Annotated in this window: 18 protein-coding genes and 2 tRNA genes; 10 read left to right on the forward strand and 10 right to left on the reverse strand. The window is 59.3% G+C overall.

What is annotated here, in order from left to right:
- Positions 1 to 81: 81 nt before the first annotated feature.
- The 7 genes from BUB62_RS08760 to mltG form a co-directional block, all read right to left on the reverse strand.
- Entirely contained in the window at positions 82 to 2,565 is a 2,484-nt protein-coding gene (locus BUB62_RS08760; RefSeq protein ID WP_159437429.1) for a beta-glucosidase family protein, read from the reverse strand.
- A gap of 276 nt (positions 2,566 to 2,841) precedes the next feature.
- Entirely contained in the window at positions 2,842 to 4,866 is a 2,025-nt protein-coding gene (locus BUB62_RS08765; protein WP_084538946.1) for a 7TM diverse intracellular signaling domain-containing protein, read from the reverse strand.
- Between the two features lie 162 nt (positions 4,867 to 5,028).
- A tRNA-Ser gene (locus BUB62_RS08770) sits at positions 5,029 to 5,113 on the reverse strand.
- Between the two features lie 58 nt (positions 5,114 to 5,171).
- Positions 5,172 to 5,258, reverse strand: a tRNA-Ser gene (locus tag BUB62_RS08775).
- A 141-nt stretch (positions 5,259 to 5,399) separates the two neighbouring features.
- Positions 5,400 to 6,350: a YihY/virulence factor BrkB family protein gene (locus BUB62_RS08780; protein WP_073108869.1), complete on the reverse strand. Its 951-nt coding sequence runs from the start codon at positions 6,348 to 6,350 to the stop codon at positions 5,400 to 5,402.
- A gap of 134 nt (positions 6,351 to 6,484) precedes the next feature.
- Positions 6,485 to 6,985, reverse strand: a complete 501-nt coding sequence (locus BUB62_RS08785; protein WP_073108871.1) for an acyl-CoA thioesterase — start codon at positions 6,983 to 6,985, stop codon at positions 6,485 to 6,487.
- Positions 6,986 to 7,406: 421 nt separating this feature from the next.
- A complete protein-coding gene (gene mltG / locus BUB62_RS08795) occupies positions 7,407 to 8,483 on the reverse strand; it encodes an endolytic transglycosylase MltG (protein ID WP_084538947.1) in 1,077 nt (358 codons plus the stop codon).
- Positions 8,484 to 8,802: 319 nt separating this feature from the next.
- On the opposite strand from mltG, the gene BUB62_RS08800 reads away from it, so the two are divergent.
- Both BUB62_RS08800 and BUB62_RS08805 read left to right on the forward strand, forming a co-directional pair.
- A complete protein-coding gene (locus BUB62_RS08800) occupies positions 8,803 to 10,647 on the forward strand; it encodes a T9SS type A sorting domain-containing protein (protein WP_073108877.1) in 1,845 nt (614 codons plus the stop codon).
- Between the two features lie 186 nt (positions 10,648 to 10,833).
- Positions 10,834 to 11,463 (forward strand): L-threonylcarbamoyladenylate synthase, encoded by a 630-nt coding sequence (locus tag BUB62_RS08805; protein ID WP_073108880.1) that lies wholly within the window; start codon positions 10,834 to 10,836, stop codon positions 11,461 to 11,463.
- A 133-nt stretch (positions 11,464 to 11,596) separates the two neighbouring features.
- On the opposite strand, the gene BUB62_RS08810 is transcribed toward BUB62_RS08805, so the two are convergent.
- Both BUB62_RS08810 and BUB62_RS08815 read right to left on the reverse strand, forming a co-directional pair.
- On the reverse strand, positions 11,597 to 12,484 hold the full coding sequence (locus BUB62_RS08810; protein ID WP_073108883.1) for a lysophospholipid acyltransferase family protein: 888 nt from the start codon (positions 12,482 to 12,484) through the stop codon (positions 11,597 to 11,599).
- Complete coding sequence (locus BUB62_RS08815; protein ID WP_143164092.1) at positions 12,481 to 13,359, reverse strand: hypothetical protein; 879 nt, start codon at positions 13,357 to 13,359, stop codon at positions 12,481 to 12,483. The genes BUB62_RS08810 and BUB62_RS08815 overlap by 4 nt, the downstream gene beginning before the upstream one ends.
- Before the next feature lie 281 nt (positions 13,360 to 13,640).
- Between BUB62_RS08815 and BUB62_RS08820 the strand changes: the two genes are divergently transcribed.
- From BUB62_RS08820 to BUB62_RS08855, 8 genes are all read left to right on the forward strand, one after another.
- On the forward strand, positions 13,641 to 14,270 hold the full coding sequence (locus BUB62_RS08820; RefSeq protein WP_073108887.1) for a WbqC family protein: 630 nt from the start codon (positions 13,641 to 13,643) through the stop codon (positions 14,268 to 14,270).
- Positions 14,271 to 14,391: 121 nt separating this feature from the next.
- Entirely contained in the window at positions 14,392 to 17,010 is a 2,619-nt protein-coding gene (locus tag BUB62_RS08825) for an ATP-dependent Clp protease ATP-binding subunit (protein ID WP_073108889.1), read from the forward strand.
- Positions 17,011 to 17,089: 79 nt separating this feature from the next.
- Entirely contained in the window at positions 17,090 to 17,704 is a 615-nt protein-coding gene (locus tag BUB62_RS08830) for a Uma2 family endonuclease (protein WP_073108891.1), read from the forward strand.
- Between the two features lie 124 nt (positions 17,705 to 17,828).
- Positions 17,829 to 19,397 carry an acyl-CoA carboxylase subunit beta gene (locus BUB62_RS08835; protein ID WP_073108893.1) on the forward strand — a complete coding sequence of 523 codons (1,569 nt, stop codon included), beginning with the start codon at positions 17,829 to 17,831 and terminating at the stop codon, positions 19,395 to 19,397.
- A 6-nt stretch (positions 19,398 to 19,403) separates the two neighbouring features.
- Entirely contained in the window at positions 19,404 to 19,697 is a 294-nt protein-coding gene (locus BUB62_RS19785; protein WP_073108894.1) for a DUF4258 domain-containing protein, read from the forward strand.
- Positions 19,694 to 19,927, forward strand: coding sequence for a type II toxin-antitoxin system MqsA family antitoxin (locus tag BUB62_RS08845; RefSeq protein WP_073108896.1), 234 nt, complete (start codon positions 19,694 to 19,696; stop codon positions 19,925 to 19,927). Before BUB62_RS19785 ends, BUB62_RS08845 begins: the two co-directional genes overlap by 4 nt.
- Positions 19,928 to 19,942: 15 nt before the next feature.
- A complete protein-coding gene (locus BUB62_RS08850; RefSeq protein ID WP_073108899.1) occupies positions 19,943 to 21,013 on the forward strand; it encodes a M42 family metallopeptidase in 1,071 nt (356 codons plus the stop codon).
- Positions 21,014 to 21,142: 129 nt separating this feature from the next.
- The gene (locus tag BUB62_RS08855; RefSeq protein ID WP_073108901.1) at positions 21,143 to 21,943 is read left to right on the forward strand and encodes an ABC transporter substrate-binding protein; all 801 of its coding nucleotides are present in this window, start codon (positions 21,143 to 21,145) and stop codon (positions 21,941 to 21,943) included.
- A gap of 3 nt (positions 21,944 to 21,946) precedes the next feature.
- On the opposite strand, the gene BUB62_RS08860 is transcribed toward BUB62_RS08855, so the two are convergent.
- A complete protein-coding gene (locus BUB62_RS08860) occupies positions 21,947 to 23,245 on the reverse strand; it encodes a 3-phosphoshikimate 1-carboxyvinyltransferase (RefSeq protein ID WP_084538948.1) in 1,299 nt (432 codons plus the stop codon).
- Between the last annotated feature and the right edge of the window lie 158 nt (positions 23,246 to 23,403).

The raw sequence follows: 23,403 nt of genomic DNA on the forward strand, positions 1-23,403 counted from the left end.
AGGAATTTGGAAATGTGGGGCAGATGAGGGGAAAGCAGCGCAGCGCCCGACCAACGGTAAGATACTGGTTGCCAGCTAATTTTATCGGGAGCCGGCGGCGCTCTGGCCAGACGCGGGCGCGGTGGAAGCCGTAGCGCCCACGTAGCGGAACCGCGCCGACTGGTCGCCCACGCGCAGGGTGAAGTAGCCGTCTTCCAGTTGGGCCTGGCCCTCGGCGTTGGGGTAGCTCAGGTGCTGGGCAGGGTTGATTTCAAAGACCATTTCGCGGCTTTCGCCGGCCTGCAGCTCGCGCTTCTCGAAGTGCTTGAGCAGGCGCACGGGACGAGTAATGCGGCCGACCTCATCGGTCAGAAACCACAGCACGGCCTCTTTGCCAGCGCGGGTTCCGGTGTTGGTCACGCGCACGGTGGCCCGCACCCGGCCGTTGTTATTCACCACGGAGTCGCTGAGCTGGAGCGTGGCGTAGCGGTAGGTGGTGTAGCTCAGGCCCTGGCCGAAGTCGGTGAGCATGGTACTCTTGTATTTCGGGCCGCGGTTTTCAAAGCCCGCCCCGAAGTCGCTCAGCTCCAGACTGTTCTCGTTGTTATCATGATGATAGGGCGAGATATGGCCGGCAAACTGCGGGTACGTGAACGGCAGCTTCCCGCTCGGATTTACCTTGCCACTGATGATTTCGGCCAGGGCTTGCCCGCCGCCGAAGCCCGGCAGCCCCGCCCACAGCACCGCCGCCGACTTCTCGGCCACCGACCGAATAATGCTGGGCCGGCCGCCAATCACGACCAGCACCGTGGGCTTACCGCTGGCCTGGGCCGCGCGCACCAGTTGCTGCTGGTCTTCGGGCAGGGTCAGGTCGCTGGTGTTGCCCAGGCCTTCGGTGTAGGGCCGCTCACCCAAGGCCAGCACCACGGCATCGGCCCGGCGGGCGGCGGCCGAAATGCTGCTCAGCAGCGGCTTGCCGGCCGCGTCGCGGTAGGGCAGCGTTTCCACCTGAGCATTGGGGTATTCGCGCCGCAGGGCGGCGTACAGGGTCAGTACTTCTTTCGGGTATTCGGCTTCGGGGCGGCCCTGCCAGGCCAGGGTCCAGCCGCCGGCCAGGTTGGCGCGGGAGTCGGCCGAGGGGCCCACCACCAGAAGCCGCCGGACTTTGCCGGGAGCCAGAGGCAGCACGTTGGCCTCATTTTTCAGCAGCACAATGGACTCGCGGGCCGCTTCCACGGTTTGCTGTTTCAGCGCCGGGTCGCCCACGCGGCTGAGGCGGTCGGTGCGCGGCATGGGGTTCTCAAACAAGCCCAGATCCACCTTTAGCTGCAGCACCCGGCCCGCCGACAGGTTGATGCGCTCCTCGCTGAGGCGGCCTTCCTGCACCAGCTCTTTCACGTAGCGGCAAAAGGTGGTCGTGTAGGGCGTCATGGCCATGTCCACGCCGGCATCAATGGCCATAAACGTGGCTTCCTTCTCGTTGGGGGCCGTTTTTTGGATGCGCACGAGGCGGATAATGTCTTCCCAGTCGGTAACGGCCACGCCCTTGAAACCCATCTTGGTGCGCAGCAGATCGGTCAGAATGCGGCGGGAGGTATGCACCGGTTCCCCGTTGATTTCCCCGCTGTTGATCATCATCGTCTGCAGGCCCGCATCGATGGCGGCCTGAAACGAGGGCCGGAAAAACTCCTCCAGCCGCTGGTCCGAAATCATGGCATTGGTCCGGTCCCAGCCGTTGCGCGGGTCGGAGTAGCCGATGAAATGCTTGCCGCAGCCGGCCACCTTGTAGGGCAGAATTTCCTTGTTTTCCTGCAGCTCGTGCACGAAGGCCGCGCCCATGGTGGCGGCTACCAGCGGGTCTTCGCCGTAGGTTTCGTAGAAGCGGGGCCAGTAGGCATTCACGCCTAGGTCTAGCACCGGTGCAAACACCCAGTGGTGCCCCAGGTCCGCCGATTCGAGCACCGTGGCGCGGGCCATCTGGCGGGCAAAGTCGGGGTTGAAGGTGGCCCCCAGGTTGATATTGTGCGGAAAAATGGCCGTGCCGGCCACGTAGCTGGCCCCGTGCATATGGTCGATGCCATAGATGATGGGGATGTGCAGGCGCGACTCGCGCATGGCAATGCGCTGCAGCGCCGCCGAGTATTTCACCCACTGTGCGGCGGGCACGGCTTCCCCGTTCAGGAAAGAGCCGACATGAAAATCCCGGATCAGCGGCACCAGCTTGGCCGAGTCCAGAGCTACGTCGCGCTGCACGCCGCTGGGGTTGATGACCGTGTTGGCCAGTTGCGTCATCTGCCCGATCTTCTCCTCCAGCGTCATCTGGGCCAGCAACGCGGCCACCCGCTCACTCACTACTGCCGGCGGCAGTGCGGCGCGACCAGCCGCACCGGTTGCAGCCGGTATGGACAGCGCCGTGGGGGCCGTCGCCACGCCGGTACTGGCGGGGCGCTGGCAGCTGCTCCAGCATCCCAGGGCGGCAGCTACGAGCAGCGTCCGCACTACCCGCACGGAGCAGGGCGCAGAGTTGGATACGCGGAAGCCAGGTACGCGCATCAAAGCGCGGAGGGTGGGATTGGATGGGGCCATGGAGCGGAGGTTGAGACCCAAATGTATCAATCCTTCTACGGGAAACGCAACCACAAAAACCATCCTATCAGGCCATTAGAGCCATTTTTTCACATACTTCACATTTCGCCTACACACTTACATCACACGCACAAATGGGGCATTTATACTGAAATCGGCATATTTACTCCGCTCCCATCGCCGTTGAGCCAACGGCTAAAAAACAATCAAAAAAAGCGTCTGGACAGACGCTTTTTTTTCAAATAAACTGATACCAGCAGAGCCAACCTTCCCTTCTCACGAATGTTCGGTCTGCAGGATGGGCTGGTCTTCTTCCGAGGTGCCGGTGGCATCCAGCAGAATGTGGGTCCAGCCTTCGTGCTCGTCGTAGCCGGCGGCCTGCCGGCGGCGGCGCATGGCTTCGGTCACTTTCTGGCTGAAACTCCAGCAGGTGCCCTGCCGCAGCTCCAGCACCCGCGAGAGTTCCTGTGACGAGTAGCTGCCCTTGTGGGTGTAAATCAGGAACACCGCATAAAAGGCCTTGATGATGGAGAACTTGCACTTCTGCAGCATCGTATAGGCCGTCGCCGACTCTACGTAGCGGCACTTGGTGCAGCGGCGGGCGTGCGGCTCGCGGGCATCGCAGTATTTCTCGTGGCCGCACTTGCGGCAGCGGTAGCCGGCGGCCCACTTCAGATCGGCCAGGTAGCGCAGGCAGGCATCCTTGTCGGGGTAAATCTGGCTGAACTCGCCAAAATCCACTTCCTTGGACAGCACCCGCGCCGTCTGCACCTGCTGCAAATCGTGCTGCAGCTCGCCATTGAGCTTGCTGATGGCGGCCGACTGCAGGGCCAGCAGCCCGTTGGCCTGCTGCAACTCGCGGTTCTGGGCCGCAATGGTTTCGCTCTGCAGCCGCAGCTTCTCGGTGCGCCGCGCCACCTGTTCCTCCAGCTCCGAGTTGAGCTGGTCCTTCAGCTCCTGGTTTTGCCGCAGCTGCTCTACCAGCCGGTCCTGGGCCTGGTGCTTTTTGTGGAGCTGCTTCACCAGCCGCTCCTGCGTCCGGATGGTGGCATCCTTGATGGCCTTGATCTTCTCCCCCAGCGCGTAGGAAAGTACCGCCACTTCCACTACAAACGCCACGTTCATGCTGTACACCGTGAACGGCGTATTGATAAAGTCAACCCCTAACTTTCTGGTAATCAGAAATAACAAGCTCACCGCTACCAGTGCCTGCGCAATCAGGAAGAAGCGGGCCGCCCGAAAGCCCTGCCGGTACACCAGCAAGGCGGCATAATACAGCATCCCGTAGGGCAGCAGATACAGCCAGAAGCTGAAGCCGGATTTAACGAACAGCGTGTCCAGCAATAGCAGGCCCGCGCTCAGCAGCACCACGGCCCGCACCCACGGGTCGAAGTGGGGCAGGCGCTGCGGGGCATCCAGAAAATGACGGGCGTAGTAGCTGAACGTGACCAGCAGCAGAATGGGGGCTCCCGCATTCACCACCTGATTCAGCCAGGGCAGCCGGGGCCACAGGTATTCAAAGCCCAGCCCGTCTTCCGACAGGAACAAGAGGCTGCAGCTGAGCACGTACAGCACGTAGCGCAGGTAGGTTCGCTCGCCAATGAAGAGAAAGATGAACAGGTTGTACACCACCATAATCAGCAGCACGCCATAGAAGCCGCCCAGCAGCCCGTATTCGCTCTGAAAGTGCGCGGCCAGCATGGATTCATTGCGCAGCCGCCCCAGAAAGCTGGTTTTGGAGTCCGACTTCAGCCGCAGATAGTAGGTATGCGTCTGGCCGGGCCGCACTTGCAGGCTGAACAGGAAGTTTTTGTAGGCAAAGGGCCGCGATGCGAAGGGCAGGTCGGCTCCGGTGCGCACGCCGTGGTAGGTGCCCTGCGCATCGGCCCGGTAAAAGGTCAGGTCGTTGATGTGCGAGTCGAACATCTCCAGAAACCAGTGATTCTGATCCGGAGCCTCGTTGCGCACCCGAATCCGCAGCCAGTAGGCCGAGCGGGTGTGCTCAATGTTGCCGGAGGGCTTACCGCCCGAAGTCAGATTGCCCGGCAGAAAGCCGGCATTGTAGCGCGGCTGAAGAATATCGCGCAGCGTCAGGCGACCCGAGGGATCTTCCAGCACGCTGTAGGAAGCCGTGGAAACGTACAGCTCATTTACGTTTGGCCGGATGCGCAGCGTATCCTCGGTAGGAGCCGCCAGACCGGCCACCACGCCCAGCAGCCAAAACAAGGCGCTGAGCAGGCAGGCACGCGCAGGCACCGGCTGGCTGCACTGCGGAGCAAGAAATTCGGGACACCGTGTCATAGAGTACCCAATTTAGGCAAACAAAAGCAGGAAGCTCAGCCGCGGGCTGCTTCAGCGGCCGGGAGCTGGCCAGCAGATCAGGTAGGCAGCAGCACGCGGCGGCTAGCGGCCGGCCGTAACGAAAAAGCCCCGTTTGCGATGTGCAAACGGGGCTTTTTCTTGTAGAGAGCGAGGGATTCGAACCCCCGGAGGTTTAACCCTCAACGGTTTTCAAGACCGCCGCAATCGACCACTCTGCCAGCTCTCTGACTCGGCTCGCGTAAAACTAAAAACCAGCTTCTTCCCGCGAAAGAAGAAGCCGGCTGTAGAGAGGGGGGGATTCGAACCCCCGATACCCTTGCAGGTATAACGGATTTCGAATCCGTCGCATTCGACCACTCTGCCACCTCTCTGGGTACTAAACTGAGTGGTTTAGGGACGGCAAAAGTAGCAGGGCTTTTCGGGTGGCGCAAGCCGATGGCCGCAAATTTTTCAACTTTCTCGGCCGGCCGGCTGCTTTGCGGGTGGCTGGGGCCGCCGTTAGGGCTTCATGCTTATGCCCTTACCGACTTTTTCAGCCGCCCCGTCACGGCATCGATGCTCACGTTTACTTCGAAGCCCAAAATCAGCGTCATGCACACGAAATCGAGCCAGACCATGAAGCCCACCAGCGCTCCGATGGAGCCATAGAAGTGGTTGTAGGAGTCGAAAATCTTGACGTAGAGGATAAACAGGAAGGAAACCAGGAAGATGAGCAGCGTGGCCACAATGGCCCCGGCCGATACAAACGGCCACTTGTCATGCACCGGCGGCACGTAGTAGTAAATCAGGCAGGTGGTGAGCAGAAACAGGCCCACCACTGAGCCGTATTTCAGGATGCTGATCAACTGAGCCGTGAGCGACTCGGGCACGATTTCATAATACACCAGCGCATCGATGATATAGGTGCCGAAAAAGATGCCCGCAATGGCAAACAGCAGCACCAATGACAGCACAATGGTGAGCACCGTGGCAATGACGCGCTTGCGGAAATACGTGCGGTGCTTGAACCACGGGTACTTTTTCTCAAAGGCATCGAGCAGAGCCATGATGCCGTTGGAGCTGAGCACCAGCGCCGTACCGAAACCGAACGAGAGCAGCCCGCCGTGCGGAATGTTCACGATATCCTCAATGGTAGATGCGGTGGCCACGTACAGCTCCCGCGGCATCAAGTCGCTCAGGAACTGCAGGATATCTATGTTCAGGTTGGGTATCGGAATGTAGGGAATCAGGGTGAAGAGGAAGATGATGGTCGGAAACAGGGCCACCGTCAGATTGAACGACATGTAGCTGGCCCGCTTGGTGATGCTGTCCAGCTTCAGCTCCTGAATCATGCGGTCCACCACGTCGTACACCGAGGCCCGGCCGCCGGCAAAGCGCAGCTGCTTCAGCCACACGATGAACTTGCGGTAGGAGCGCCGGCGGCGCACATCGGGCAGATGGTAGCGGCGAACGGGCAGGTGCATTTTTTAATATTGTTTTTTTCCTGTCATCCTGAGCTTGCGAAGGACCTTATCAGGGTAGAACGACAAGCGAAACAAAGACTCGTTCTGCCGTGATAAGGTCCTTCGCAAGCTCAGGATGACAGATGAATTTAAAATCACTCACCGCCCTTGATAAACGCGGCCGGCGCGGGCGAGTCATCGGAAGGCTTGGGGGCGGGCGGTGTGAGCGGGCTGGTGATTTCCTCCTCGGAAAAATACGGGGCCAGCTTGGCCTGAATATCGGTGGGAATGGGCACGGGGCGGCCGGTAGCGGTGCTCACGAACACCATCAAGGTGTGGCCTTCGGTGAGCAATTCCTGCGCCTCGTTGTAGATTTCGTACTCAAACAGCACCCGCGAGCCGTCGGCGGGCTGCTTCAGCAGCAGGCGCACCGTAAGCAGGTCGTCGTAGCGGGCGGGGCGGCGGAAACGGGTGCGGATTTCGCCCACCGGCATGCCTACGCCATCCGCTTCCAGGTCTTTGTAGCGGATGCCGAGCTGGCGGAAGGCCTCGGTGCGGGCCACTTCAAAAAACGCCGCATAGTTGCCATGATAGACGTAGCCCATCTGGTCGGTTTCGGCGTAGCGCACGCGGATCTGGGTGTCGTGGGAGTACATGGAAGATGGTACAGTTAGAAAGCAGAAAAATTTGGGCTGCGACTCACTAGCAGATGTATCCAAATCCAAAGAAGAAAAAGCTAACCGCGTAAAACAATGCGGTGATAAGCATTATTCCACCAAACAATAAGCGGCGGCGTATAGTCGGGGCATACCAGATAGTAAGGCCCGCAAAAGGCATCCACACTGTCGCTATCAACACTGACGCGAATACCGCCAAACAAGAATAATTTTTGATGATGTGCATAAAGTTGGGGGCATCTGCAGGCAAGTTCCCAAACCCATCACCATGATAATATTCTGACTGATAAAAGCAATACATCCAGCAATACACACTAAAGACACTCAACAGGAGCAACAGTGCCGTGTGTATTTTTTCAATTCTCTTAATTGTTTGTAGTTGCATAGTTGCACGCCATAATTACTTCATAATGCCGGCCCGGCTCAGCGCTGCCTGGTAGCGCCGCGCATTCACCAGGTGCTCCTGCTCGTTGCGGGCGAAGGCGTGGTAGCCGCTGAAATCTTCTTTGGCGCAGAAGTAGAGGTACTGATGCTGCTCGGGGTTCAGCACCGCGTCAATGCTGGCAATGCTGGGCAGGTTGATGGGGCCGGGCGGCAGGCCGGCATACTTATACGTGTTGTAGGGCGAATCTTTCTGCAGGTGTACGTTCAGCACGCGCTTGATGGTGAAGTCGTTGTTGGCATACACCACCGTGGGGTCGGCCTGCAGCTTCATGCCACGCCGGATGCGGTTGAGGTACACGCCCGCCACGCGGGGCCGCTCGTCGGCGTGCTGCTGCTGCTCGGCCTCCACGATGCTGGCCAGCGTGCTGACCTCGGCGCGGCTCAGGTTCAGGGCTTTGCGCTTGGCATCGCGGGCGGGGGTCCAGAATTTTTCGTACTCCTTTTTCATGCGCTGCATGAGGTTGTCGGCCGAGGAGTTCCAGTACAGCTCATAGGTATTCGGAATGAACATCGTCATGATGTTCGTGGTATCGAAGCCCAGGCTTTTGGTGTACGCGGGGCTGCTCAGCAGGCTGTCGAACTGGCCGGGGCGGGTATCAATGGCGGTGCTGAGCTTACGGGCCAGTTCGTCGCGCAGGCGGATGTTCTGAAACGTGAGCTTGAGCGGCGACTGGCGGCCGGCCCGCAGATCGGTGATGAGCTGGCGGTTGGTGTAGCCATCCTTCAGCTCGTAGCGGCCCGGCTTCACCAACTTATTATACTTCATGAGCTTGGCCACGAAGCGGAACGAAAGCCGGTCTACGATGACGTTGGTGGCATCAATGGAGTCCATCACGGCCTTGTAGCTCTGGCCTTTGCGGATGAGCACGTAGGTGGGGCGGCCTTTGGTTTCGACGTTGGGCGTGAAGAAAACCTGGTAGAAATAGTAGGAGAAGCTGACAAACATGACCCCCAGCACAGCCGTGACGGCCGCGAAACGGTTGCGCCGACGGACAGCTTTGGCCTTGGCCTCGGGACGATACGGTTTGGACATTGCGAAAAGAGCAGGAGAAAGAAGTAGCGAAAAGATAACAGTAGGCTGCCCAAACAGGCCCGCCACCGGCCCGGAAAGCCCGAACCGGCGTCAAAAGTACACGTTCTGCCTCTCACCTGCTTTTTTCAATTGCTGCGCCGCCGCCCCGCCCACCTGGCAGCGACTGGCGCAGCCCGCGCGCCAGCTGCGCCGGGTTGGGCAGACGACAGGGTTTGCTTAGTTTTACCCAGCCGTGACCAGGTGGCCGGCTCACCCGCGCACCGTTTTTCGCGGGTAGTAAACTATTTCTCTCTGTCTTTCACCCATTCTTTTTTAGCTCATGTCAAAATCTTACGCTACTCCCCTCCTGCGCCGGCTGGCCGTGGCCCTTGGCCTCGGGCTGAGCGCAACGGTCGCGCAGGCGCAGGCCCCGCTGGCCACCTATTCGTTTGCCAATGCCGCGGGCAACGAAGTCACTTTCCCCGTTGATGCGCAGCCGGCCAACGCTACGTTCAGCCCCATGGCGCGCGGCGCGGGCGTTACGGCCTCGGCGGGTGCCGGCACGTTTGCCGCCACCGACTGGAGCATGGCCGCCCTCGATGCCACCGATTATTTCAGCTTCTCGGTGCAGCCCGGAGCCGGCTTCAAAATGCGCCTCGACAGCGTGGTGCTGGATGAGCGCCGCTCCAACACCGGCATCATCACCTGGGCCCTGCGCTCCAGCCTCGACAACTTCGCGGCCAACCTAGCCACCGTGACCGTGCCCGATAACCCCGACACGCGCGTCAACAAGCGCATTGACCTGCCGCCGGCCTTCGGCAACGTCACCACGCCGGTAGAGTTTCGCCTCTACGGCTACAACGCGGAGGCCGCCACCGGCAGTTGGCGCATAGATAATGTGCGCACTTTCGGCGTGGTGAGCGCCGCCACGGGCGGCTCTACGCCTACCGTGGCCTTCGGCGCGGCCAGTGGCTCGGTGCTCGAAAACGCCGGCACGGCCACCGTTCCTGTTACCATCAGCAACAGCAGTGCCCAAGCCATCAGCGTAGATGTAGTGCTGGCCACGCCGGCTGGCACCGCCACTTCGCCCGCCGACTACACCTATACCACCCAGACCGTCACATTCCCCGCCAACTCCACCACCACCCGCAACGTGACCGTGACCATTGCAGACGACGCGGTGGCTGAAGCCGACGAAACCGTGATTCTGAAGCTGCAGAACGTGCTGCCGGCCGGTAGCGCCACGGCCTCCACAGGCACCTACACGCTCACCATTCAGGACAACGACACGCCGAACAACCCGACGATTTCGACTATTGCGGCCGTTACCGTCAATGATGCGACTGGCGTACCAACGCGCCTGGGCACCGCCGTTACGGTGCGGGGCACCATTTATGGCACCAACCTGCGCACCGCCGGCTACCAGATGTCGATTATTGACCCTACGGGCGGCGTAGGCATCTTTGCTTCGGCTAATATCGGCACCCCCGCCATCGTGCTGACCGAGGGCGACTCGGTGCAGGTGACGGGCACCGTGAGCCAGTTCAACGGCCTCACCCAGCTCACGCTCACCAGCATCACGCCGGCCGGCACCGCCCGCCGCATGTATCAGCCCCGTCTCCTCACCGGCCCTCTGACCGAAAACGATGAGTCGGAGCTGGTGCGCGTGGCCGGCCCCCTCACCTCCGTTGATCCTACGCAATGGACCACCACCTCCACCGCCGCCGGCTACAACGTGGACGTGCGCACCGCTGCCGGCACTACGTATCAGCTGCGCATCAACCGCGGCACCACGGCCTACAACATGCCCGCGCCCACCGGCCCGTTCTCGGCCACCGGCCTCGGCGGCCAGTTCGACGGCACCACGCCCTTCACCGAAGGCTACCAGCTGGTCGTGCGCCGCGCCAGCGACATTGCCGTCGTCACGGCCGCCCACGAGCCGGCTTTTGCCCAGGGCATCAGCCTCTACCCTAACCCCGCCGCTACCACCCTCACACTGCGCGTAGGGGCCGAGGGCCGGGGCGCGAGCATCGAAATCATGAACATGCTGGGCCAGCGCGTGCAGCAGCTGACGGCCACGCAGGAAACCGTGGCACTGAACGTGGCTTCGCTGAAAGCCGGCGTTTATGCCGTGCGCTTCACCACCAAAGCGGGTTCGGTAACGCGGGCTTTCGTGAAAAAATAAAGTATTCCAACCTTCTCAAAAAAAGCTCTGACTGTATAGTCAGAGCTTTTTTATTGGTCCGGCGCAAATCAATTCGTAACCCCACGGGCAAAATCCGCGAATGAGTGGCAGTTGTATGACGGGCTTGTTACCTTGCCTCGTTGCCGCCCGCGGCGGTCTTGTTTCACCCTCCATCTGCCTGTGCCTATGTCTGCTACGCTGCTCCGTATTCACCCCGAAAATCCGCCCCAGAATCGTTTGCTGCAAGCGGTGGAAGTGCTGCGCAAAGGCGGGGTCATCATCTATCCGACCGATACGATTTATGGCCTGGGCTGCGACATTCACAATGCCAAGGCCGTGGAAAAGCTCTGCCGCATCAAAGGCGTGCACCCCGACAAGGCTAATCTGTCCTTCATCTGCTCCGATCTGTCGCACATCTCCGACTACGCCCACGGCATTACTACGCCGGTGTATAAGGTGCTGAAAAAAGCCCTGCCTGGCCCCTTCACCTTCATTTTTGAGGCCAGCCCCAAAGCCCCGCGCTACGGCGGCGTGAAGCGCAAAACCGTCGGCATCCGCGTGCCCGACCACAATATCTGCCTGGGCCTGGTCCGCGAACTGGGCAATCCCATCATCACTACCTCCATCCGCGACGACGACGAACTGCTCGAGTACACCACCGACCCCGACCTGATTTTCGAGAAATACCGCCCCTTAGTCGATCTAGTTATCGACGGCGGCTACGGCCATAACATCGCCAGCACCGTCATCGACTGCACCAACGACGACTTCGAGCTAATCCGTCAGGGTGCCGGCGATATTGAGCAGTATCTGTAGGCAGTGAGATAGGGAGATAGGGAGATAGTGAAATGGTGAGTTAGTGAGTTTGATGTTCGATCTGCGCTAAATGCGCCATTTGCGCAAGCCGAACATCAAACTCACTAACTCACCATTTCACTATCTCCCTATCTCACCGTTTATGCTTCCAGCGCCGATGCGTCCAGAGGTAGTCGCTAGGGAAGAGGCGGATGTCGTGCTCCAGGTGGCGCACGAAGGATTCGGTGATGGCGAATTTGCCGGGCTCCAGCGGCGCGTCGCCATTGTATAGCTCCGTTAGCACGATTTCGTAGTAGCCCCGCCGCTGCCGCCGGATGCTGACGTAGATAACCGGGAAGTGAAACTGCGGAGCCAGCCGGTCGGCGCTGGTGTAGAAGCCCGAATCCTGGTGCAGGAAGTTTGTCCAGTACGGCTGGTCCTCGGGACCAGCGGCCTGGTCGGAAAGCAGGCTGACCACGCGGGGCTGGCCGCGGTGGCGCAGCAGATTGCGCAACGTTTCGCGCATCGGAATCAGGCCGGCCCCGGTGCGGGTGCGCAGCCGGTACATGAAATCCTCAAAAAACGGGTTCGACAGCGGCTTATACACGCCATCGGCCTGGGCTGAGAGCCACGCGGCCCCCGAGGTGAGCACCCATTCCCAGTTGCCGGCGTGCGAGCTGAGGCCCAGCACCGCGCGGCCCTGCGCAAACCAGCGCTCCATCACCTCAGGGTTGCGAAACAGCACCCGCCGCTTCAGCTCGGCCGGAGTCAGCACGGCCAGCTTCAGCGTTTCCACCATCACCTCGGCAAAATGGCGGTAAAACTTCCGGGCTATCTGCCGAATCTCTGCCTCGGCCTTCTCCGGAAACGAGTTTCGCAGGTTTTCCAGCACCACCCGCTCCCGATACCGGATAACGTAGGCCAGCAGCAGATATATGCCATCGGCCAGCAAATACAACACGCTGAAAGGCAGGTGCGCCAGACCCAGCAGCAGCCATTCCAGCGGACGATAAAACCAGGGATACTTACGGGGTGAACTCATCGGGGCAGCGCCGCGCCGGCCGGGGCATACTCAGCCGGATTACGGCGCAGGCGGGTCGTTTGGGCCGAAAGTAGCTTATTTTTCGCATCGCGGGCTTCCACCGTCAGCGTATACTCGCCCGCCGGCAGCTTGCTGATGTCCAAGTCGCCGATGAGCGGCGTGCTGCGGCCCGTCAGGCCGGTGGCGGTGGCCGTAGTGCTCAGAATATCCTTCGTGCCCGCTACCGGCCGCACTTTGTAGCGCAGCTGCACCGGCTGGTCAGGAGCGGCATTGTAGAGTTCGGCGTAGAAAAAAAGCCGGTCGGCTCCGCGGGCGTACAGGCCGCCGGGGGCCCGCGTCAGGCTATAGCTGCCTCGGATAAAGTTGCTTTGATCCAGCGTTTTGGAAGCCGGGCGCGCCAGCAGCACAATGTTGCTGATCACGGGCGCTTTCGACTTCGATTCGAGCACCAGCGGCATGTCCACTACTACCACGCGGCCGGCGCGGTACTGGTCGCGCACCTGGCCACGCAGCGTGTAGGTGCCATCGGGCAGGGCAATGCGCTTCTGAAAGCTGATCGGGTTTTTCAGGTTGCTCGTGTCGCTGAGCACCGGCGGCTTCAGCGTAACTACTTCCTGATACGCGGCCGTCCCATCCGGATACAGCACTTCCAGCGTGAGCGTGGCGGCGGCCTGAAATACTTTGGGTCCGCGACGCTTGTACGTGAGTCCCTGCCCCGGCACGGTGGCATAAATCTCCAGTATTCCGCCCTTCACCGACTGATCTTCGTTGCGGAAGCGCGCTACGTCGAGCACCAGTAGCGGCGGCGTGGCAGCTTCCACGGTAAGAGCAACCAGGCTCAGCAAGAGCCCGAAAAAGGCAGTAAGTAAACGCATCGGTGGGTAGCAGAAAGAGTTAAATGGGACCTACCAGGCAAAGCCGGCTCTGCTGGCATTTGGTTCAGCAAACGCCGTTTCTACCGCAAGAAACATTCGATTTTAACCTATTTTATACAATAAAGTGCAAACTCACTCGCCTTGTTCTTGCCAAAAGGTCTGGTGATGGGCAGGCGGAGCGGTAGCGGGGCTTTTTTGCGATTATCCCACCGGATTCCGCTAACATCACGCTCCGCCGTCGGGAGCCCCCGCAGCGGCGCTTCCGCCTTTTTCGCCTTCCAATGCCTGTTCTATTTGAGTCCCAATACAATCCGCCCACCACGTTCTTTGCCGCGCTGGCCGGAGCCGATGCGCTGTGGCTGGAGCGCCAAGAGCACTACCACAAGCAAACCTACCGCAACCGCTGCCTGATCCTGACGGCCCAGGGCGTGAAGCCGCTCACGGTGCCCGTGGTAAATGGCAACCGGAGCGACAAAGTGCTGACCGCCGCCCTCGAAATCGACTACCGCCAGAACTGGGTGCACACGCATTGGCGCAGCCTGCAAACCGCCTACGGCGGCACGCCGTACTTTGAGTATTACGCCGACTATCTGCACGATATCTACCTGCAGAAGCCGCCGCTGCTTTTCGACCTGAACCTGACGCTGCTGCACTTTTATTTGCGCTGCCTGCGCCTGGCCATTCCCGTAGAGTTCACCACCGAATACCACGCTTCTTACCCGCTCCCCCTCCAAGACCGGCGCAATTGGCTGACTCCGAAAGCCCCGGTCGTCCCCGAACCTGACACTACGTCCGGCCTTGGTCGCCTCCAGCCCTATCCGCAGACGTTTGGTAAAGATTTTGTACCGGGCCTCAGCATCTTAGACCTGCTTTTTATGCAGGGTCCGGCCGCCGGCAGTTTTCTTACGTAGCACTACGGTAGCCTCGAACCTTCGCCCGACTCAGCCTGTTTTCAGTCTACATCGGCCCAACCCGCCAAACCGCCCCAAATGGCCTTTGCGGGGTTCCATTTTTCTTCACTACCTTATCTGCATGGAAGCTAAATTCTCAAATCGAGTCAAGGAGGTCATCTCCCTGAGCCGGGAAGAGGCCATCCGGCTCGGACACGACTATATCGGTACCGAACATCTGTTGCTGGGCATGATTCGCGAAGGGGAAGGCACTGCTATTGGTTTGCTCAAAAAGCTGGGCGTATCGGTAGAAGAGCTGAAATACGCCCTTGAGCAAGCCACCCGCAACACGGCCACGCAAGGCACGAGCATCACTGGCTCCATCCCGCTGACCAAACAGACCGAGAAAGTCCTCAAGATCACCTACCTGGAGGCTAAAATCTTTAAAAGCGAAATCATCGGCACCGAACATCTGCTGCTCTCGATTTTGCGCGATGAAGACAACATTTCGTCCCAAATTCTCAGCAAATTCAACGTGAACTACGAAGCCGTTCGCGACTCGCTGGACTACCACGGCAACACTGCCCCCACCGACCGCGCCCCCGACACCGACGACGATGATAACGACCGCCTCTTTGGCGGCGGCGCTGGCAAAAGCGGCGCTGGCAGTTCCTCGGCCCCGAAAAAGCCCGGCGAAAAGTCGCGCACGCCCGTGCTCGACAACTTTGGCCGCGACCTGACCAAGCTGGCTGAGGACGACAAGCTCGACCCCATCGTGGGTCGCGAAAAGGAGATTGAGCGCGTAGCTCAGATCCTGAGCCGCCGCAAGAAAAACAACCCGATTCTGATTGGGGAGCCCGGCGTTGGTAAAACGGCCATTGCCGAAGGCCTCGCCCTGCGCATCATCCAGAAGAAGGTTTCGCGGGTGCTGTTCGGCAAGCGCGTGGTTACGCTGGATTTGGCCTCGCTGGTGGCGGGTACTAAGTACCGCGGGCAGTTTGAGGAGCGCATGAAGGCCGTGATGAACGAGCTGGAAAAGTCGCCCGACGTGATTCTGTTCATTGATGAGCTGCACACGATTGTGGGTGCCGGCGGCGCTTCGGGCTCGCTCGATGCATCCAACATGTTCAAGCCGGCACTGGCCCGCGGCGAGATTCAATGCATTGGCGCTACTACGCTGGATGAGTACCGGCAGTATATCGAGAAAGACGGTGCCCTGGCTCGCCGGTTCCAGATGGTGATGGTGGACCCCACTACGCCGGAGGAAACCATCGAAATCCTGCACAACATCAAGGACAAATACCAGGACCACCACCACGTAGTGTACACCGACAAGGCTATTGAAGCCTGCGTGAAGCTGTCGGACCGCTACATGTCGGACCGGTTCCTGCCCGATAAGGCCATCGATATTCTCGATGAGGCCGGAGCCCGCGTGCACATCAACAACATCGTGGTGCCCGAGGATATCCTCAAGCTCGAAGAGAGCATTGAGAACATCAAGACGGAGAAAAACCGGGTGGTAAAATCGCAGAAATACGAGGAAGCCGCCCAGCTTCGCGATAAGGAAAAGAAGCTGTTGGAGCAGCTCGACACCGCCAAGAAAAATTGGGAGGATGAGACCAAGAAGAAGCGCTACACGGTGAAAGAGGAAAACGTGGCCGAGGTTATTGCCATGATGACCGGCATTCCGGTGGTACGCGTAGCCCAGAACGAAAGCCAGAAGCTGCTCAACATGGGCGAAGAGCTACAGGGCCGCGTAATCGGGCAGGACAAAGCCATCAAGCAGCTGGTGAAAGCCATCCAGCGTACCCGCGTGGGCCTGAAAGACCCGAAAAAGCCCATCGGCTCGTTCGTGTTCCTGGGCCCGACGGGTGTGGGCAAGACGGAGCTGGCTAAGGTGCTGGCTACTTACTTGTTCGATAAGGAAGACTCGCTCGTCCGCATCGATATGAGCGAGTACATGGAGAAATTCAGCGTATCGCGCCTGGTGGGCGCACCTCCCGGCTACGTGGGCTACGAAGAGGGCGGCCAGCTGACGGAGAAAATCCGCCGCAAGCCCTACTCGGTCATCCTGCTCGACGAGATTGAAAAGGCCCACCCCGACGTATACAACCTGCTTTTGCAAGTGCTCGACGACGGTATTCTGACTGATGGCCTGGGCCGCAAGGTGGACTTCCGCAACACCATCATCATCATGACCTCCAATATCGGAGCCCGTGACTTGCAGGACTTCGGCGCTGGTATCGGCTTCGGGACCAAAACTCGCGTCGATAACATGGATGATATGATGAAGGGCACCATCACCAATGCCCTGAAAAAGACCTTCTCGCCCGAGTTCCTCAACCGTTTGGACGACGTGATTGTCTTCAACTCATTGGAGAAGAAGGATATTCACAAGATCATCGACATTTCGCTGGCCAAGCTGCTCTCGCGCATTCAGACGCTGGGCTACAAGGTGGAGCTGACAGAAGCCGCCAAGGATTTCGTGGCCGAGAAAGGCTACGACCCCAAATACGGCGCGCGTCCGCTGAACCGGGCCATCCAGAAGTATATCGAAGACCCGATTGCCGAGGAAATTCTGAAAGCCGAAATCGTGCAGGGTGACGTTATCACTGCCGATTTTGCTGAAGGAGCTGAGGAATTAACCTTCGCTGTTTCGAAAAGCGGCGAAAAGCAGAATCTGGCCAGCGATGAGCGGCCCGAAGAAGCTCCCGAGCCGACGGACGACGAGCCAACAGACAATAAGAAGAAAGGCGAATAAATCGTTTTTTAACAAGTAAAAAGGCCGGTTCCGCAAAGGAGCCGGCCTTTTTTGTATTTTTGGGAAACGCCCGTTTTCTATGGAATCACCGCGCAAACGCCGCTATACGGAAGAGGAATATCTGGCCATGGAATTCGCTTCCGAGTTCAAGCACGAATTCGTAGACGGCCAGATTTATCCGTGGGGCCACCCCGATATGTTGGGCATGTATGACGTGCAGGCTATGTCGGGCGCCTCGCTGCCGCATAATACCATTGCGGGCAACGCTTTCGGCCTGCTCCGAAACGCGCTACGGGGCAAGGGCTGCCGGCCGCATAACAGTGACATGCGGGTGCATATACCCCTCACCGGGACTTACCTTTACCCCGACGTACTAGTGGTTTGCGGGCAGCCGGAAATCCTGAAGAATGGCAAAATGGATCTGCTGCTTAATCCGGTAGTTATCATTGAAGTACTTTCCGACTCAACTTCCGACTACGACCGGAGCGGCAAGTTTATGCGCTACCGCAGCATCGAATCGGTTCGGGACTACCTGCTAATCGACTCGCGCAGCATCCGGGCCGAACTGTATTCGCGCACCGCAACCGGCCAGTGGACCTTTACGGAGATTCTGGATCCGGCCGGCACCGTAACGCTGCCCAGCGTGAGCACTGAGCTGGCCATGCCGGAACTGTACGAAGACGTGAGTTTCTGATCGGTCGGGAGCCCCCGAACCCGCTTATGCCGCCCCGAAATTTCGGTGCGGCTTTTCTTTACTGGTACGTTACCTTTGACACCCTGACTTTAAGTAGCTAACCTGACTTCCTTAAGCCCACCCAATGTCCGATCCGCACGCTGACGCCCAACTGAGCAAAACCGAAATTCTCGACCGTAAAAACCAGGAGGCCCTGCTCGGCGGCGGCCAGAGCCGTATTGAGGCGCAGCACAAAAAAGGCAAGCTCACGGCCCGCGAGCGGATTGACCTGCTGATGGACGAAGGCTCGTTTGAGGAAATCGGCAAGTTTGTGATGCACCGTTCCAAGGATTTCGGGCTCGACAAGGAGTACTACCTCGGCGACGGCGTGGTGACAGGCTACGGCACCGTGAATGGCCGCTTAGTGTACGTTTTCTCCCAGGATTTCACGGTTTTTGGCGGCTCTTTGAGCGAAACGCACGCCGAGAAAATCGTCAAGATCATGGACCTGGCCATGAAGAACGGGGCCCCGGTGATTGGGCTGAATGATTCGGGCGGGGCCCGGATCCAGGAAGGCGTGGTAAGCCTGGGCGGCTATGCCGATATCTTTTATAAGAATACGCTGGCTTCGGGCGTTGTGCCGCAGCTTTCGGCCATCATGGGGCCGTGCGCGGGCGGCGCGGTGTATTCGCCGGCCATCACGGACTTCGTACTGATGGTGGAAAACACGAGCTATATGTTCGTGACGGGGCCGAACGTGGTGAAAACCGTGACCCACGAAAACGTAACCAGCGAGGAGTTGGGTGGGGCCAGCACCCACTCCACCAAGAGCGGCGTGACGCACTTTTCGTGTGCCAATGAAGTGGCCTGCATCACCAACGTGAAGCAGCTGCTGAGCTACATGCCCCAGAACTGCGAGGAAACAGCCCCTATGCTGCCCTACGAGGCCGCGGGCGACGAATCGCGGCCAGCTCTGGATACCATCATTCCCGAAAACCCGAACCAGCCCTACGACATCCGCGAGGTGATTGACGGCATCATCGACACCGACACGTTCCTGGAAGTCCACAAGAATTTCGGCGAGAATATCGTGGTAGGTTTTGCCCGCCTCGGCGGCCGTAGCATCGGTATTGTAGGCAACCAGCCGGCGGTGCTGGCGGGCGTGCTTGATATTAATGCCAGCACCAAAGCGGCCCGTTTCGTGCGATTCTGCGACTCATTCAACATCCCGCTGCTGGTGCTGGAAGACGTGCCCGGCTTCCTGCCCGGCACCGACCAGGAATGGCGCGGCATCATCACCAACGGGGCCAAGCTGCTCTACGCCTTTTGCGAAGCCACTGTGCCGCGTATCACCGTTATTACGCGCAAAGCCTACGGCGGAGCGTATGACGTGATGAACTCCAAGCACATCGGGGCCGATATGAACTACGCTTGGCCCACGGCCGAAATTGCCGTGATGGGGGCTAAGGGTGCGGCTGAAATCATCTTTAAGCGCGAAATAGCCACCGCCGAAGACCCCGAGGCGAAGCTGGCGGAGAAAGTGGATGAGTACCAAAAGAAATTCGCCACGCCATACCGCGCCGCTCACCGCGGCTTCGTGGACGAGGTGATTCTGCCCTCGCAGACCCGGCAGAAGCTGATTCGGGCTTTCAAAATGCTCGAAAATAAAGTGGACGTGCTGCCGCGCAAGAAGCACGGCAATATTCCGCTGTAGGCTTCTATGTTCAACTGTCGGAGCGTAGAGGTGAAAGCCCACGCGGCGCAACGCATGTATGAGCGGGACATTTCAAGGGCCGAAGTAGAATTTGTCTTACTCAACGGACAAGTTATAATTGAGTATCTTAATGATGAGCCACTGCCGAGCTTTTTGTTGCTGGCATTTCCGCACGGCCGCCCCATTCACTTACTGGTTGGGCACGATGCCAGTACGCACCATTGCGCGTTGATTACCGTTTATCAACCAGATCCAAAAATTTGGTCCGACGATTTCACTAAAAAGCTGTCTTCTCTATGAGCAAATGCCTGACTTGCCGGGCCGGCGACATGGTTGCCGGGCATACTACGGTCACCTTTACCAAAAATGACCGGGTAACGATCTTTCGCCAGGTTCCGGCGTTGGTGTGCGACTGTTGTGGGGATTATTCGCTTAGCCTAGACGTAACCGATCAACTGCTGCAGGAAGCTAAAAACGCCGAGCAGCGTGGAGTCCAAGTTGAAATTGTGAACTGGCAGATTGCCGCTTAGTTAATCCTGACCCGAATGCGCCCTGAAAGCTTCGACTTCCTCCAGAAGTACCTCAACAACCCCTCCCCGACCGGCTTCGAGAAAGAGGGCCAGAAACTGTGGCTCGACTACCTGAAGCCGTATATCGACGAGTATTTTGTGGATACGTATGGCACGGTGGTGGGCGTTATCAACCCGGAGGCCAAGTACAAAGTGGTCATTGAGGCTCACGCCGACGAAATCAGCTACTTCGTTAATTATATCACGAAGGAAGGCTACCTGTACCTGCGCCGCAACGGCGGCTCCGATGCACTGGTGGCCCCGTCCAAGCGGGTGAATATCCACACCGCGAAGGGCGTGGTGAAGGCCGTGTTCGGCTGGCCTGCCATTCACGTTCGGAAAGTGGAGCTGGATAAAGCACCCACCATCGAAACGATTTATCTGGACTGTGGTGCGGCCTCGAAGGAGGAAGTGGAGGAAATGGGCATTCACGTCGGCTCCGTCGTCACGTTTGAGGACGAGTTTATGGTGCTCAACGACAAGTTTTACGTGGGCCGGGCGCTGGACAACCGTATCGGCGGCTTCATGATTGCCGAAGTGGCCCGGATGCTGAAGGAAAACGATAAGAAGCTGCCTTTTGGGCTCTACATCGTGAATGCGGTGCAGGAAGAAATCGGGCTGCGCGGGGCCGAGATGATTGCCCACCGCATAAACCCCGACGTGGCCATCATCACCGACGTGACGCACGACAGCCAGTCGCCGATGTATGAGAAAAAAACGGCCGGCGACATTGCCTGCGGCAAAGGCCCCGTGATTACCTACGGCCCGGCCGTGCAAAACAACCTGCGCGACCTGATCATCGAAACGGCAGAGCTATCGGCCATTCCGTTTCAGCGCGCCGCCGCCACCCGCGCCACCGGCACCGATACCGACGCCTTCGCTTATTCCGGTTCCGGCGTGGCCGCGGCGCTCATTTCCTTGCCACTGAAATACATGCACACCACCGTTGAAACCGTGCACCGGGACGACGTAGAGAACGTGACCAAGCTGATCTACGAAGCCTTGCTGCGCATTGAGGACGGCCACGATTTCCGGTATTTTAAGTAACCAAAGTCAACTGTCATCCTGAGCAAAGCGAAGGACCTTGTCAGGGTTGAACGTCTATCGTACTAACGACGCGCTCAACCCTGACAAGGTCCTTCGCTTTGCTCAGGATGACAGCTATAAAAAAATCGCATGAACCTCCCTCCCGTTTTCCCGCCCCTCACCGTCACCGACCAGATGGGGCGGCGCGTGGCGGTGCCGTATCCGCCGCGGCGCATTGTGTCGCTGGTGCCTTCCCAGACGGAGCTACTGTTTGATCTGGGCCTGGGGGAGCGGGTGGTGGGCGTCACCAAATTTTGCATCCATCCGGCACAGGCGCGGGAAAAAGCAGTTGTTATTGGGGGCACGAAAAATTTTCTTTTCGACAAGATCGACGAGCTGAAGCCCGATTTGATTCTGGGCAACAAGGAGGAAAACTACCAGGATGGAATCGAGCAGTTGGCGGCGAAGTATCCGGTCTGGATGAGCGACATTGCCACGCTGGATGACGCCCTGCGCATGATCCGGCAGGTGGGCATGGTGGTGGGTGAGCCCGAGAAGGCCCGCCAGTTGGCGGCCAGCATCGACGCCTCCTTCGCGAAGCTGCCATCGATTTTGCCGCTCCGCTCAGCCGCTTATTTCATCTGGCACAAGCCCTACATGGTCGCCGCTAGCGGTACTTTTATCGATGATTTATTACGCCGGGCGGGTTTTGCCAATGCCTTTGCTAACCAAACGCGCTACCCTGAAATCACGGCGGAGCAGCTCGCCGCCGCCGCGCCCGAAGTCATTTTGCTGTCGTCGGAGCCGTACCCATTTGCCGAAAAGCACGTGGCCGAATTTCAAGCTCTTTGCCCCCAGGCCCGCATTCAGATTGTGGATGGGGAGCTATTTAGCTGGTACGGTAGCCGACTGCAGCATTCGGCGGCTTACTTCCGCACGCTGCAGCCGTAGCTTCTACTGATTTTCGATGGCGAAGCCGGCTCGCTCCAATTCCTTCCAAAACCGCGGGTACGACTTGCGCACCACTTCCGGGGCCTGCACTGTGAGCGGGCCGCGCAGCGCCAGCGGCGCGAAGGCCATGGCCATGCGGTGGTCGTGGTAGGTTTCGACGGTCTGGCCGCTCACCTGAAAATCGGCGGACCGCACCACAAACCGCTCCTCCCCTTCCTCCGTCATGCTGCCGCCGAACTTAGCCAACTCGGTTTGCAGGGCCAGAATCCGGTCGGTTTCCTTGATGCGCAGGCTTTCCAGCCCCGTCATGACAACGGGTACGCCGAGGGCGGCGGCTACTACGGCCACGGTTTGGGCCAGGTCGGGGCAGTCGGAGAAATCCTGCTCTACGGCTGCGGCAGGCAGTTTTTGGGTGAGCTGCACGCCATCGGGGAAGAATTCGGTGGCGACGCCCAGCTGGTCCATGATGCCCACAATGGCCTGGTCGCCCTGCCAGGACTGCTCGCGCAGGCCGGGCAGAATGATAGTGGAGCCCGCCGGCCCCAGCGCCACCATGGCATACCAGTAGCTCGCCGCCGACCAATCCGACTCAATCGTATAATCGGCGGGCTGATAGGCACCGGGGCGCACTTCCAGCACCGTGCCCAGGTCGCGGCAGGTGGCCCCGAAGTGCTGCATCAGGCTCTGTGTCATCCGAATGTAGGGGCGCGAACCCACTTTACCGGTCAGCCACAGGCGCAGGCCGGCGGGCAGCACCGGCCCGATCATCAGCAAAGCGGAGATATACTGGCTGCTGATGTCGCCGCGCACGGTCAGCTCGTCGGGCTCATCGGAGCTGAGGGCCGGAGCCCAGCCGTTCAGCTTCAGCGGCGGGTAGCCTTCTTCACCCACGTACTCAATGCTGGCCCCCAACTGGCGCAATGCATCCACCAAAACGCCAATGGGCCGCTGGTACATGCGGGCCGTCCCGACTAGCTGCGCCGGCCGGCCCATCACGGCCAGGTAGGCCGTCAGAAACCGCATCACAGTGCCGGCATCTTCGGCATCAAACACTGCAGCCTGCTGGTCAGCCAATAAGCGTTGCATTAGCTGGGTGTCGTTAGCATCCGACAGGTTTTCCAACTCGCCGCCCCCGGCCAACGCCTGAATGATGAGGGCGCGGTTGCTTTCACTTTTGGAAGCGGGCAGCTGGGCAATGCCCCGAAGCGGCCCACCGGGCCAGCGTACTAGCAGAGAAGCGGAGGAAGCGTTGATAAGCGGAAGGGTTAAGCGTGAATACTGGGGGCAACAAGAGCCTGTCATTGCGAGGACGGAGGACGAAGCAATCCGTCTTGATAAACGCAGAAAGCCTTGTTAACCTGTAAAGCCCTGATGTAGTCCTTGTGCCGGGGTTTTCTACTGAAAAAGGGCTGTGTACATTTCAGAGGACGGATTGCTTCGTCCTGCGTCCTCGCAATGAC

Origin of the sequence: Hymenobacter daecheongensis DSM 21074 (assembly GCF_900141805.1) — a bacterium.
GTDB classification, from domain to species: domain Bacteria; phylum Bacteroidota; class Bacteroidia; order Cytophagales; family Hymenobacteraceae; genus Hymenobacter; species Hymenobacter daecheongensis.